The sequence below is a fragment of the Bartonella sp. HY761 genome (genome assembly GCF_026743145.1).
Classification (GTDB): domain Bacteria; phylum Pseudomonadota; class Alphaproteobacteria; order Rhizobiales; family Rhizobiaceae; genus HY038.
In genome coordinates this window covers 120,079-133,843 of sequence record NZ_CP104887.1, presented here as the reverse complement: position 1 = coordinate 133,843, position 13,765 = coordinate 120,079, and the positions used below count along the sequence as shown (strand labels likewise).

Annotated in this window: 9 protein-coding genes; 4 read left to right on the top strand and 5 right to left on the bottom strand. The window is 42.5% G+C overall.

Annotation, left to right across the window (positions count from 1 at the left end):
• Positions 1-341: 341 nt before the first annotated feature.
• From lpxK to N6A79_RS00535, 3 genes are read right to left on the bottom strand one after another with little or no spacing between them, the layout of a single operon-like run.
• Positions 342-1,355 carry a tetraacyldisaccharide 4'-kinase gene (gene lpxK, locus N6A79_RS00545; RefSeq protein ID WP_442784291.1) on the bottom strand — a complete coding sequence of 338 codons (1,014 nt, stop codon included), beginning with the start codon at positions 1,353-1,355 and terminating at the stop codon, positions 342-344.
• Positions 1,351-2,679, bottom strand: a complete 1,329-nt coding sequence (locus N6A79_RS00540; RefSeq protein ID WP_268546564.1) for a 3-deoxy-D-manno-octulosonic acid transferase — start codon at positions 2,677-2,679, stop codon at positions 1,351-1,353. Before N6A79_RS00540 ends, lpxK begins: the two co-directional genes overlap by 5 nt.
• Position 2,680: 1 nt before the next feature.
• Complete coding sequence (locus N6A79_RS00535) at positions 2,681-3,439, bottom strand: lysophospholipid acyltransferase family protein (protein ID WP_182418405.1); 759 nt, start codon at positions 3,437-3,439, stop codon at positions 2,681-2,683.
• A gap of 651 nt (positions 3,440-4,090) precedes the next feature.
• Here N6A79_RS00535 and N6A79_RS00530 point away from each other — a divergent pair.
• The 4 genes from N6A79_RS00530 to N6A79_RS00515 all read left to right on the top strand — a co-directional run bounded on the left by N6A79_RS00530 (position 4,091) and on the right by N6A79_RS00515 (position 9,601).
• Positions 4,091-5,593 carry an efflux transporter outer membrane subunit gene (locus tag N6A79_RS00530; RefSeq protein WP_268546563.1) on the top strand — a complete coding sequence of 501 codons (1,503 nt, stop codon included), beginning with the start codon at positions 4,091-4,093 and terminating at the stop codon, positions 5,591-5,593.
• Positions 5,594-5,658: 65 nt separating this feature from the next.
• Positions 5,659-6,867, top strand: coding sequence for an efflux RND transporter periplasmic adaptor subunit (locus N6A79_RS00525; protein WP_268546562.1), 1,209 nt, complete (start codon positions 5,659-5,661; stop codon positions 6,865-6,867).
• A 5-nt stretch (positions 6,868-6,872) separates the two neighbouring features.
• Complete coding sequence (locus tag N6A79_RS00520) at positions 6,873-8,864, top strand: MacB family efflux pump subunit (RefSeq protein WP_268546561.1); 1,992 nt, start codon at positions 6,873-6,875, stop codon at positions 8,862-8,864.
• A gap of 224 nt (positions 8,865-9,088) precedes the next feature.
• Positions 9,089-9,601 carry a hypothetical protein gene (locus tag N6A79_RS00515; RefSeq protein WP_268546560.1) on the top strand — a complete coding sequence of 171 codons (513 nt, stop codon included), beginning with the start codon at positions 9,089-9,091 and terminating at the stop codon, positions 9,599-9,601.
• Positions 9,602-9,687: 86 nt separating this feature from the next.
• Here the strand turns inward: N6A79_RS00515 and ptsP are convergent, their stop codons facing one another.
• Both ptsP and N6A79_RS00505 read right to left on the bottom strand, forming a co-directional pair.
• Positions 9,688-11,958 carry a phosphoenolpyruvate--protein phosphotransferase gene (ptsP, locus tag N6A79_RS00510; protein ID WP_262079408.1) on the bottom strand — a complete coding sequence of 757 codons (2,271 nt, stop codon included), beginning with the start codon at positions 11,956-11,958 and terminating at the stop codon, positions 9,688-9,690.
• A gap of 406 nt (positions 11,959-12,364) precedes the next feature.
• The gene (locus N6A79_RS00505; protein WP_182418399.1) at positions 12,365-13,618 is read right to left on the bottom strand and encodes an aspartate kinase; all 1,254 of its coding nucleotides are present in this window, start codon (positions 13,616-13,618) and stop codon (positions 12,365-12,367) included.
• Between the last annotated feature and the right edge of the window lie 147 nt (positions 13,619-13,765).

The following is a 13,765-nucleotide window of genomic DNA, read 5'->3' as shown; positions in this document are numbered from 1 at the left end:
TCCAACGCCCAACCTCTAACCGGTCCTCCTACAAACCGTTTCATTAGAGTTCTTTTAAACCATAACCGCTTTTTTTATAAAAAAGAAGAACTAATTTAATTTTCGCAATTTCTTTAAAATTTTTACCTATTTCAAAGTAATGATAAATATCAATTTATATAAATAATCCATTGATAATAAACAATTTTTATAAATTAAAAAGTATTTATTAGACTAATAATTTCATATTTTTTTAAATAAAAACGATCTTTTTTTTGAAAAAAAATTTAACAAAAAACTTAGATTTTAAACAATAGTAGCAAATTTTAGCGCATTCCAGACTCTATTGTTTACTGTCAAAATTAGCGGCTTTTAAATTTTTTAATTGTTTCAGCCAATAGGTCTTGGCCATAATTGGCATGGCTAAAAACCACTTCGACATCGACAATGATCAACTTTTCTAGGCTGGCAGCAAATTCTTGATCTTTCAAACGTACATAATCTTTGGCGGTGGTAACCAGCATAAGATCTTTGGTCTTTGCCTCAACAGCAATATTTTTTACCTCGCTAGCGGTAAAAAAATGATGGTCAGCAAAAACACGCTTTTCAACAATAATGCCGCCAAGCTCTCTTACACTTTCAAAAAACTTATCTGGATTGCCAATGCCGGCAAAGGCTAGCAATTTTTTATCCTTTAAATCGACACTGCTCGTTGGTTGTAACTTAGCATTAGTTATCTGCCCGCCATTTATTGGTAAAAACACTGTTTTATCAAATTGCGCTGCTCTATTGCCGATAATAAGAATTTTATCGGTAAATGCCAATTGCATTGCAAGCGGTGCACGTAACGGGCCAGAGGGAAAAACAGCTCCATTACCAATGCCGCGCAATGCATCGACCACCAATAGGCTTAAATCAGGCAATAATTTACGGCTTTGAAATCCATCATCCATTAAAATGATATCGCAGCCATGTTCTATCAAAGATTGTGCCGCCAAAAAGCGATCTTGACAAACCGCAACAAGAGCATGGCGCGCTAATAATAAGGGTTCATCGCCGACCTTTGTTGCATGATCTTTATCAATATCAACAATATGGACATTTTGTACCGAACCACCATGGCCGCGCGTTACAATGCCCGGCTTTAGCCCCATAGTTTTCGCCGTCTTTGCAAGGCTTATCGCCACTGGTGTTTTACCAGCTCCGCCAAGGGTAAAATTGCCAATACATAAAACCGGCACATCAACCTTTGGCACAGAATGACTTTGCATTTTTCTAGCCGCGAAATAACCATAGACCCAAGCAAAGGGGCTTAATAAAAGGCTTGAAAGGCTGTTATTCCGCCACCAGAATTTTGGTGCCTGCACTTCTTTAATCCCGCTTATTCAACATATTATCAGCTTGGCTTAATTGCGCAGCAAGAGTTAGCGGTTGTAAAAATTTTTCCAATACTTCAAAACAACGCTCTCTTGCCCCACTTAATTGCGTAATGGTTTGGCGGCCAGATTCAATCATCCGCTCACGCACATCGGGCCGTTCCAATAAATGATGAACATAACCGGCAAGCATGGTTGCATCATCAACCAATTGCACTGCTTCATTTTTCATCAAAGCCTGATAAGTTTCTTTAAAATTTTGAATATTGGGACCACTTAATATAGCTGCACCGCTCAAAGCAGGTTCGATAGGATTATGACCGCCCTCTCCGGCTAAGGATTTGCCAACAAAAGCAATTTGAGTAAGGCGCAAATAAAGCCCCATATCGCCAACCGTATCACCTAATAAAATATCAGTCTCATTTGTTGGCATTTGGTCATAAGCTTTACTGGCAAAGGTCAAACCAATATCATCAAAATGGCGGGCAATTAAAGGCGCTCTTTCTACATGACGCGGCACAATAATTGTCAAAAGCCCAGGATGCTTTTTCAATAGCTTTTTATGCACCTCGGCCGCCATTGCTTCCTCTCCCTCATGGGTTGAGATAGCCGCCCAGACTGGGCGCAAACCAATTGCCTTTTTATAACGCTTAATCTCGGCAGGTTTACCTGGCAAAATAACATCAGCCTTCAAATTGCCTGATACCGATACACGCACTGCACCAAGGTCGCGGAAATATCGTGCATCTTCTTCCGTTTGGCAAACCACCGCATCAAATCTTGAAAAGATTTCATAAGCAACGCGTGAGCGTTTTTTCCACGACTTATAAGAACGCTCAGATAAATGAGCATTAAGCATGATTTGCGGAATTTTCCGGTTAGCAAGCTCAAAAATTCGTACTGGCCAAATTTCAGATTCGCAAACAATAGAAATATCTGGCTTCCAATAGTCTAAAAAACGCCTTGTACAAGAGACAATGTCAAGCGGCGCATATTGATGAATAACCCTATCAGCAAAACGCTCATCTGCAAGCCTTGCCGACGCGACTGTCCCAGTTGTCAATAATATATTGATTTTCATCAATAATATACGTTCAACAATTGGAATAAGCGCCATTGTTTCGCCAACACTTGCCGAATGCAGCCAGATTAATGGCCCCAATGGGCGTGGTTTCGTCGCTTTACCAAGCCGTTCGCGCTTACGCTTTAATTCTTCTTTGCCACGTGCTGCACGCATTGACAGATAAAAAGGCGCAAAAGGGCGAAAGCTTGAGCCAAGCCCCCGATAAAATGACAATGCCAGTCTTGCTCTTAAATTACGCATATCAGCCCCGCTTTTTGTGGTGAAGCTTATCATAAGCCTCAACAGTTAAGCGGTTCATAATTTCTGTAAGTTCCTGTCGTTTTTTTTCCAATAAATCATCATCGGCATCCTCCGGCACAAAAACGGCATCCCCCATGAGAAAAATAGACCGACCAAAAGGCAATGGTATAGCGGTTTTATCCCAAGTTTTCTCCAATATTTTTTCACGCGAAAAAGCATAAATATAAGGAACAATCGGGCGACCTGATAATTTGGCCAAAAGAATAATACCTTTGCCAGCTTCTCGCGCTGTACCATGGGCAATATCGGCAATCATTGCGGTTGTTTTACCAGCACGCAAGGACTTATTTAAGGTAATGAGCGCACGCGCACCGCCGCGCTCCGCCTTTTGTTTGTCACCGCGCCCACCCGAACCACGCACAGTTTCAAGCCCTAAAACCTCACTTACCCGCGCATTAAGTTCCGCATCCGCCGAACGAGAAAACATGGCAATGATTGTTTCCCCCTTAGGGCGCAAAAATGGCCCCATAATATGGCGACCATGCCAAAAGGTAATAATAAAAGGATTATATTTTTTATGGGCTTCTTTAGGATCATCCGAGTCTTTTAACAATGGATTTGTCCAATAAACCAGCCGTAAATAGGTTGCCATAAAATGCACCAGAAGGGATTTAAAAAATTTTGAATCCTTTAAAGGTTGCCGAATTTTACGCCATAAACGTTTTGAAAAGGGATCTTTAGAGGGTTGGTTATTATCCATATTACAATCTTAATCTTATTCCATTTGTTAATGGCCTAGTTCAAAATGCCCTAGACTATCAATCGATTCGATGTTTTGGTGCATATTCTTTAAATGAGAATCGCAAAAGCCATGCTTTTTTACTGTGATGCATCATCAAATGCAAAATTTGTATCAATTTTTTGTAAAAAATTTGTTTTAATAAAACAGAACGCTTTTGTCTTTACGCGATCAAACATGGATTGTCATCCAGCAGTTACCAATACAAAATAATTTAACAATCCTATTGTTAAAATTCAATAGATCTCTATTTGCAGTATCTCAAACATATTATCTCAGCTCTAAGCATTGGCATGAATAAAATTTTGCAATTATGACAAATAATTCACGAGCAAAATTTTAAAAAATATGTTTAAACGCAATTAGGCTAAACTAGGGCTTCTTTGACTTAGCTTAAAATAAAACCGCTTTAATAATAAAACAACTGAACAACAATCAAATATTTGGATTTTAAAAAAATATTGTTGCTCAAACAATTGCATCGCTAAGAGTTATGATGTTTAACCGCCATTCATATCAAATATGCTATTTTTTTAGTCAAAATTTAAAGTAATCGCCAAAAGCGCAAGAAAAATAGTCCAGCAGGGCCAACAGGTAGGAAACCTTTATAATATGTCTGCCACAAAGCACATAACCAAAAGACTAGCTAATAAAACATCCAACCATTCATTGGCTAAAAGCCTGTCGGCTGTGTTATCACTTTTTTTATTGGCAGGCTGTGTTGTTGGTCCAGATTATCAAAAGCCAAATCTTTCACTGCCAGCGAGCTGGTCTAAATCTAACAATTTAACGCCGCTGCAACCAGCGCAATTAGCCAATTGGTGGTATAAATTAAATGACCCCTTACTTGACCAATTAATTGATGTTGCTATTCGCGGTAATAATGATGTTGCAACCGCCAAGGCTAAAATTCGTGAAGCACGCGCTAGCCTTGCCTCGTCAAATAGCACATTATTTCCAAGTCTTAATGGATCAAGCTCTTATAATCGCAGCCGCACCGGCACGCAAAGCGACCAAGGCGCTTATCGCGGTGGCCTCGATAGTAGCTGGGAAATTGATCTTTTTGGGGCTAATCGGCGCGGTGTTGAAGCTTCACGTTATGGACTTGATGCCGCTAACGAAGATTTACGTGCAACATTGGTGACAATGATTGGTGATGTTGCAAGCTATTATGTTGAGGTACGCAGCCTACAAGCAAAACTTGCATTAACCCGCGAAAGCGTCGCTTCGCAGCAAAGTACGGCAAAGCTTACCCGCGATAAGTTTGCCGCCGGTGCCGTATCGCAGCTCGACGTATCAAATGCCGAGGGACAAACTGCTAGTACTGAAGCAAATATTCCTCAACTCGAAAGCCAATTAGCAAGCGCCACCCACCGTTTAGCGGTTTTAACAGGGCAACAACCAGCTGCACTTAATGCAATGATGGCAAAGCGCAAGGCCATTCCAACCCCCAAATGGCCAATTGCAAGTGGAATACCCGCCGATATTTTGCTAAACCGTCCAGATGTGCGAGTAAGCGAGCGCCAATATGCCGCAGCAACAGCACGCATTGGTCAAAAGGAAGCTGCGCGCTATCCATCGCTTTCACTTACCGGCAATATTTCAACATCCGCCTCACAAATTGGCGACCTTGGACGCAATTCATCGATTGCATGGGCGGTTGGCCCAAGTTTTAGCGTGCCAATTTTTAATGGTGGACAACGCGCTGCCGATGTAATGGCGGCCGAAGCTCAGCGCGATCAATATTTTATTGCATATCGTGCAAAAATCTTAACTGCCCTTGAGGAAGTTGAAAACGCCCTTGTTGCACTATCCAAAGATAGAATAAGAGCAGCCAAATTAGGACAAGCCGAGCGTTCTTATCGCCAAGCACTTGATCTTTCGCGCAATCTTTATACATCGGGTAATACTAGCTTTTTAGACCTTTTAACTGCTGAACGTTCTCATTATTCAGCGCAACAATCTTATATTGATGCGCAAGCATCCATCACCACCGATTATATTGCCCTAATGAAAGCTTTAGGTGGCGGTTGGAATGGAACATTAGATACAACTCGCAAAGAAGTTACCGACAGCAATACTGGGCCTCATATTCAACCACGAGCCAATCAATAACAAATGCCAATAAGAAGCAAATATAATTGCCAATACAATTAAATTTTTGATAGGAATAAAGACTTATGTATAAACCAAAAAAGAAATTATTACTGGTTATCATCGCCGCCATTGCGCTGATTATTGTCTATTTTCTTTATCAAATGTTATTTTCGAGCCAAACAAGCGAACCCAACTATATGACTGCCCCGATAAAACGCGGTGATATTGAGGTAACCGCTCTTGCGACCGGTATTGTCAAACCATATCGCTTGGTGGCCGTAGGCGCGCGCGCAACGGGTCGTATTATTTCACTTAAAGTTCAGCCCGGCAGTGAAGTAAAAGAAGGCGATTTATTAGCCGAAATTGACTCAACTACTCAAGCAAATGATCTGAAAAACAAAGAAGCTGCGCTGAGCAACAATCACGCTAAGCTAGCAGAGCTGCAAGCTCAGTTAGTACTTGCGCAAAAAAACCTTGCTCGCCAAAAAAATATGATTGCGAGCAATGCAGTGTCAAAAGCTGATTTTGATAGTGCTGAGGCCGAGGTAAATGTGCGCCAAGCCCAGATTGACGCATTAAACGCGCAAATTATCCAATCGCAAGTGGATGTTGAGACAGCAAAAGTAGATCTTGGCTATACACGAGTTACGGCGCCTTTTGATGGAACGGTGCTTGCAACGGTTGTTCAAGAAGGCCAAAACGTTAATGCTGTTCAATCGGCGCCAACCATTGCAATTATTGGTGATCTTACCAAAATGACCATTCGTGCTGAAATTTCAGAAGCTGATGTTGTTAATGTAAAAACTGGCCAACCGCTTTATTTCAATGTGATCGGTAATCCAGAACGGCGCTATGATGGCGTTTTGGAAGCGATTGAACCAGCACCTGAATCTATTCGCAATGACATAAGTTTTAACTCAAGTGCGAGCACATCAAGTTCATCTTCGTCATCAGCTATTTATTATAATGGTATTTTCAATATTGATAATGCCGATGGTGCGTTGCGTACCTATATGACGGCTGAAGTCAAAATTATCCTTGGCAAATCGCAAAATGCACTTTTAATTTCAACCGATGGCTTAGGGGCGAAAAAACGTGATGGAAGCTATAATGTGCGAGTTCTTACCGAAAATGGCAAAGTCGAAACACGAGATGTCAAAATAGGCCTTAATAATAAGGTGAACGCTGAAGTGCTCTCTGGCCTTAATGAAGGGGATAAAGTTATTACGGGCGGTGGCATGCCAAGTGGCCAACAAGGATCTGGCCGTGGTCGTGGCATGGGGCCGTGGTGAGTGTAATGGTAAGTCAAAAAAAACCACTTATCGTCCTTAAAGATGTGCGCCGCAATTATCCAGCCGGCGAAGGTGAAGTAAGCGTTCTCAAGGGCATTGATCTTACCATTTATGAAGGTGAAATGGTAGCGATTGTTGGGGCATCCGGCTCTGGTAAATCAACGCTTATGAATATTTTGGGCTGTCTTGATCGCCCATCATCAGGCAGTTACAAAATCAGAGATAGCGAAACCCTAGAGCTTGACGCCGATCAGCTTTCGGAATTGCGCCGTGACCATTTTGGCTTTATCTTTCAACGCTATCATCTTTTGGGTGAATTAACGGCCCTTGGCAATGTTGAAATTCCAGCAATTTATGCCAACATCAATCCAAGCGAGCGAAAAAAACGCGCAGAAGGACTTTTGCAACGCCTTGGTATGGGCGAGCGTGTCAACCACCGTCCAAGCCAATTATCGGGCGGTCAGCAGCAGCGTGTATCAATCGCCCGCGCATTGATGAATGATGGCGAAGTAATCCTTGCCGATGAACCAACCGGCGCGCTTGACAAACAATCTGGCGAAGAAGTTTTGCGCATCCTTGAAGAGTTACATGCTGAGGGGCGCACAATTATCATCGTTACCCATGATATGAATGTTGCCCGCCGTGCTGAACGTATTATTGAAATAAGTGATGGTGAAATTTTAACTGACACGCCCAATATTACTGACGCCAATCCTGCTCAACATGGTGTTTCTGGTAAGGCTGATTTAATCGAAAAAGAAGATGTCGTTTATAAACGCAGTGGCTTTTTGCGCGGCTTTACCGACCGGTTCTTTGAAGCCTTTCGCATGGCAACCTTGTCAATGAACGCGCACCGCATGCGCACATTTTTGACCATGCTTGGCGTTATTATTGGTATTGCCGCCGTGGTATCAATGGTCGCGCTTGGTAATGGTACTAAGCAACAAATCTTAGAAAATATTAATCGCCTCGGCACCAATACGCTAACCATTTTTGCGGGCCGCAGCATGGCAGATTTACGTTCAGGCAAGATTACCACCCTTGTTGATGCTGATGCACAAGCACTTAAAGAACAACCCTATGCAGCCGCAGTAACGCCAAGCGTTTCAACGACAACAACGGCGCGGCGCGGGGGAATTGAAGCAAATGCATCGCTGACAGGCGTTGGTGAACAATATTTTTCAGCTGAAGGCGCAACGCTTGTTGCAGGCCATTTATTTGACGAACAAAGCGTTAAAGATCGCACTCTTGATCTTGTTGTCGATCAAACCGCCGTCTCAACACTCTTTCCTGATGACCCTGATAAGGCGGTTGGTTCAGTTATTTTTATTGGTAAAGTCCCAGCGCGCATCATTGGTGTAATTGAATTGCAAAGTTTTGGCCCTGCCAGTGATACATTATCGCTCTATTTGCCTTATACCAGCGTTCAAACGCGCTTTTTAGGCACCACCACAGTGCGCTCGATTACTTTACGTGTTGATGATGCCTATGATTCCCGGGTTGTTGAAACAGCGGTTAAAAACTTTTTAACCATGCGCCACGGGTCTGAAGATTTTTTCATTCGCAATAGTGATGAGTTCCGCGAGCAAATTATGCAAAGTTCTCAAGTCCTAACCCTGCTGATTGCATCCATCGCTCTTATATCACTGATTGTTGGTGGTATTGGCGTAATGAACATTATGCTTGTGACTGTATCGGAACGCATCAATGAAATTGGTGTACGCATGGCAGTTGGCGCGCGGCGCAGTGATATTTTGCAGCAATTTTTAATTGAAGCTATACTCGTCTGTTTAATTGGCGGTACGTTAGGTATTGCTTTTGGTCTGTCGGTTGGCTTCTTGTTTGATGTGCTTGGCGCACCTTTCAAACTCATATACACCAGTGGTTCGATCATTGCGGCATTTTTATCATCTACCCTTATTGGTATTGTCTTTGGCTTTTTACCCGCCCGCAACGCATCAAAACTTGATCCTGTTGCCGCCCTTGCCAGAGATTAAAAATAAGAAATTAGAAAATACAAGATAATAATAGAGCGCATTTAAACAACATGCGCTCTATTATAATTCCGAGATATTTTTGAATTCATTATAATATTTTTATTTGCCATTGGCACACCGACCATATTTTTTTTAGTATCTTTCCATTGTCAATGTTTTAAAATATCTTCAAATAGACCGATTAGGGAGAACAAAAAATTTTAGCTTATACGTTTGAAGGATGTGTGAATAAAAGCTTTACCTATAAGCATTTTCATTCCTATGCCAAAATGATCTTTAATTGCCTTGAACAGGATATTCGAGGAATTTCATACGAATCTGATATTCTTACAATCCCAAAATATAAGCATTATTTTGAAGCAATTGATCCAATTTTAAAAGCAAATGAACCACTAAATAAAGTAACATATGCAAACCTTAGCGAACTAAAAGACATTTCTGAATATATCTTTGACATACGTTTAGAGTGGCGCAATCATCATGCAAATGCTTTACACCATAATAAAAAATTTGATATCATAACATTTTACATTTGGGACAGATATAACCAACATCCAAGTTTTGGCGATGCCATTTCGATAGTTGAACAACTTTGCTTACATGCCATGGACTTGATGCAATTTAAAAAACTAAAATCGCCCGCACGCGACGTTTTAATGTCCTATATTTCCCATGATAATTATTTACAGCTTAGCGATTTTACTTGCATCGAAACCCTAGAGCATATCCCCTTATAAGGGAATTTGCCCACCTTGTAACATTTGATTAAAGGGTAGTTTCTCGTCAATCCCGATTGGAAATCATATTACACCCGTTTAAATCCTTAAAGGCTGATATTATTATCCTCAGCATATTGCAGCAAAAATTCACGCATATTAATACCCGTATCACGGCTATCCAAAATATCATCAAGATTTTTACGTAAATCTTGTGCGTCAAGCGACAATAGCATTGCTTTTACCGGCCCGATCGATGATGGCGTCATCGAAATACGGTGATAGCCAAGCCCAATTAAAGCCATAGCGGTTATCGGTTTTCCTGCCATTTCGCCGCAAAGCGTAACAGGCTTTTCAGCTCTTTCACCTGCGCGGATAATATTGCGTAAAACGCGTAACATCGGCACTGAAAGCTGATCAAAACGGTTGGCAACTTGCGAGTTACCGCGATCAACCGCCATAAGGAATTGAAATAAATCATTAGAACCAACGGAAACAAAATCCACCACTTCCATCAATTCATCAAGTTGGAATAAAAGCCCTGGTACTTCCACCATGGCACCAAGCTTGATTCGTGTTGGCTGGCCATAACCAAAGCGGTCAAGATAATTAATCTCACGGTCAATTAGTTCTCTGGTGCGATGAATTTCACTCACATCGCTTACCATGGGTAGCATCACCCGCAATTCGCGGCCAATAGATGCTTTTAGCAAAGCGCGTAATTGGGTACGCATTAAAGCAGGCCGATCCAGTGTCAAGCGAATGGCACGCCAGCCAAGAGCGGGATTTTCTTCCTGCTCTTTAAAGCGGAAATAGGGCAAAACCTTATCGCCGCCAATATCTAAAGTTCTAAACGTTACTGGCTTATCACCGATTTCCTTATAGACCGAGCGATAAAGCTGCTCTTGCTCGTTAGAGCGCGGAAAGGTTGATGCGATCATAAATTGCAATTCGGTGCGGAAAAGCCCCACACCTTCAGCGCCAGACTCAAAAAGCTGCGGCAGATCAACCAAAAGACCTGCATTAATCAACATAATGATTTTTTGACCATCGCGGGTTAATGCTGGTACATCACGCAAATCACGATAGGCTTGTTGACGACGAGCGCGAAAACGCGCTTTTTCGGCATAGGCTTTTTCAACATCAATGGCAGGGCGCAAATGCAAGCGCCCCTCTTCACCATCAATAATCACTGGATCGCCATTTTCAGATAATGACACAGCACCTTTTGCTTGCCCAACAACCGGAATGCCCATGGCGCGAGCAACGATTGTAACGTGACTGGTTGGAGCACCATCTTCCAAAACAAGCCCACGCACCGAGCCGCGAGGGTAATCAAGCAGTTCTGCTGCGCCCATAGTACGCGCGACAATAATGGCATCCTTACCAACACTTGCAGCAATATCTTCGCGGCTACTTCCCATCAACTGATAAAGCAAACGATTGGCAAGGTCATCAAAATCTGAAAGGCGCTCACGCAAATAGGGATCGGTCAAATTAAGCATACGGGCGCGGGTATCGCTTTGCACTTTTTCAACCGCACCCTCAGCACTCAAACCATTGCGAATAGCTTCTTCAAGACGGCGCATCCAACCATTATCATTGGCAAACATGCGATAAGCTTCAAGCACATCACGATGTTCACCTTCACGCGCCACATCACCGCGCGCCAATAGATCATCAATGGACAGTCTTAGCGAATCCATCGCCGTGGTAAGCTTTTGCAGCTCCAGATCAATATCTTCATTGAAAAGATTGGTAACCACGATGCGCGGTTCATGCAAAACAACTGTACCAAGACCAATACCCTCATTTAACGCGCGTCCGTTAAGCGTATAGGGGCGGCGCAAGTCAATATCTACACTGTTAAGAGATACGCGCGGCAAATCACCAGCGGCGATCATTTCAGCAAGCACCATAGCAACAGTTTCTAACGCCTCAACCTCGTCATCATTATAAATGCGCTGTTCGCGGTTTTGTACCACCAAAACACCCAAGGTGCGGCCAGCGCGCAATATTGGCACGCCAAGAAATGAAGAATAAATTTCCTCTCCCGTTTCAGGCAAATAGGCAAAGGCCGGGTGGACTTGTGCATTGGAAAGGTTTAGCGGTGTAGCATTAGCGGCAATCGTGCCAACAAGCCCTTGTCCAAGACGCAATTGTACAAGGTGTACCGCCTCAGGATTAAGTCCTTGGGTTGCATAAAGCTCTAAAACTGCATCAGAGCGCAATACATAAAAAGAGCAAACATCAGTCACCATATTATGGGCTATTTCGCGCACAATAAGATCAAGACGTGCCTGTGGCTCCATGGCATCAGCCATGAGTTCACGCATTCTTCTTAAGAGTAGTCTTGGACCGGTTTCGACCTTTGGCATTGGCTTGACGGGCTCCCACTCATTGGCAAGATCATTATTTTAAAACGATTTCACCCAACCACATAATAATATTTAATTTCGACGGTTTTGAATAAATAATTGAATAGCCCTAAAATACATTCTTCTGATGCTTGTTGCAGCTATTGATTATTCAAAAATATTCGTCGAATAGAGCATATTCCATTATAATAAAAAAGATAACATGTCGAATGTAATCGTTATCATACTATTAAAAGCCAAACACATTTTTTTGTAAATGGGCCTTGTTAGAAAATAATCGATTTATCAATCTGTATTTAACAAGCCCTCAACTTAATGGTGAAGGCTTGTCTTTTTTCATCGAATAAGATTAGACTTTTATCAAACAAGTTATAAAACCGGCAAAAGTCAATCCAACAATTAATTCTTAGTCCTTATCAAGACCATAAATTGCATGCAATGTACGCACGGCAAGTTCGGTATAGGCGCTATCGATCAAAATTGAAATTTTGATTTCTGATGTGGTAATCGCACGGATATTGATGCCTTTTTCAGCCATAGCTTTAAACGCGGTTGCAGCAACACCCGCATGGCTTCTCATGCCGATACCGATCACGGAAACCTTAGCAAGGCCAGTTTCCGATTGAATCGCATCAAATTCAATATCATTTTTATCGGCTTCAAGAATCTTGACTGCCTTTTCCACATCGCTCGATGGAACGGTAAAGGTCATGTCGGTTTTTGAACCATCTTCAGAAATATTCTGTACGATCATGTCAACATTGATATGATCTTCGGCTAATGGGCCAAAAATAGCAGCAGAGATGCCGGGGCGATCATCAATACGGCGCAAAGAAATTTGTGCTTCGTCTTTAGCAAAGGCAATGCCTGTTACAACCTGTTGTTCCACGATTTCATCCTCATCGCAAATAAGTGTTCCTGGTGGATTGATTAAATCGCCCATTCCCGGAGCATCGGGGTCTTCAAAACTAGAACGTACAAAGGTACGCACTTTATGAACCATAGCAAGCTCGACCGAGCGCACTTGTAAAACCTTGGCACCCAATGATGCCATTTCAAGCATTTCTTCAAAGGCAACTTTGTGCAAACGGCGTGCTTTTGGCTCAATTCTTGGATCTGTGGTGTAAACGCCATCAACATCAGTATAAATATCACAACGATCAGCTTTTACTGCCGCAGCAATAGCCACAGCACTGGTATCAGAACCACCGCGCCCAAGGGTTGCAATGCGATTATCAGGTGCAATCCCTTGAAAGCCTGCAATAACCGCAACTTGACCAAGCGCGAAACGCTCAAGCAAAATAGTTGGGTCAATGTCAAGAATACGTGCTGAACTATGGGTACTATCTGTGCGGATTGGGATTTGCCACCCCATCCATGAACGCGCATCAATACCCATATCTTGTAAGGCAATAGCTAATAAACCAGCCGTTACCTGTTCACCCGATGCCACAACCGTATCATATTCGCGTGCATCATGCATGGCAGAGGCCTGCTTTGTCCATGCTACCAATTCATTGGTTTTTCCTGCCATTGCTGAAACAACAACAGCAACTTCATTGCCTGCGTCAACTTCACGTTTAACGTGACGTGCTACATTACGGATGCGGTCGATATCTGCAACGGAGGTTCCTCCGAATTTCATCACAATACGCGCCATTTTGCGTCACTTGCCACTTCAAATTGGGGCCTATGCTTGAAAAGCAATAGCTACCCTTATGTTTACTAAGAAGAACATCACGATCACGCGATATCCCAGCCCACTTACCATTGATTGACAACTATTTTAGCCAAATAGCAGTACAAT

Coding starts and splice junctions, on each gene's coding strand:
- N6A79_RS00540 (WP_268546564.1), bottom strand. CDS start 2,679: ATGCGTAATTTAAGAGCAAGACTGGCATTGTCATTTTATCGGGGGCTT.
- N6A79_RS00535 (WP_182418405.1), bottom strand. CDS start 3,439: ATGGATAATAACCAACCCTCTAAAGATCCCTTTTCAAAACGTTTATGG.
- N6A79_RS00530 (WP_268546563.1), top strand. CDS start 4,091: ATGTCTGCCACAAAGCACATAACCAAAAGACTAGCTAATAAAACATCC.
- N6A79_RS00525 (WP_268546562.1), top strand. CDS start 5,659: ATGTATAAACCAAAAAAGAAATTATTACTGGTTATCATCGCCGCCATT.
- N6A79_RS00520 (WP_268546561.1), top strand. CDS start 6,873: ATGGTAAGTCAAAAAAAACCACTTATCGTCCTTAAAGATGTGCGCCGC.
- ptsP (WP_262079408.1), bottom strand. CDS start 11,958: ATGCCAAAGGTCGAAACCGGTCCAAGACTACTCTTAAGAAGAATGCGT.
- N6A79_RS00505 (WP_182418399.1), bottom strand. CDS start 13,618: ATGGCGCGTATTGTGATGAAATTCGGAGGAACCTCCGTTGCAGATATC.